Below are 314 nucleotides of genomic sequence, written 5' to 3' on the forward strand. Positions count from 1 at the left end.
GCCTTCCGTGACCGGACGCCGTCGATCCTCGGCCACGAGCTGGCCGGTGTGATCACTGCCCTTGGCTATGGGACAACCGGGCTTTCAGTCGGTCAGCGGGTATTCGGCCTGTCGGACTGGCATCGCGACGGCACCCTCGCCGAGTATGTCGCCATGGAAGCACGCAATCTCGCGCCATTGCCGGGCGATGTCGACTTCACCGTGGGCGCGAGCCTGCCAATCTCGGGCCTGACCGCGTGGCAGGGCCTGTTCCAGCATGGCCGTCTTCAGGCTGGGCAGAGCGTGCTTGCGCATGGCGCGGCCGGCGCCGTCGG

At 68.2% G+C, this 314-nt stretch carries 1 protein-coding gene; it reads left to right on the plus strand.

Annotated elements, in window-relative coordinates:
• Positions 1-314 (plus strand): alcohol dehydrogenase catalytic domain-containing protein (locus tag ACWGS9_RS35640; protein ID WP_454509538.1); only part of this gene is annotated, 314 nt, incomplete at both ends.

The organism is Mesorhizobium sp. Arg314 (assembly GCF_053714275.1).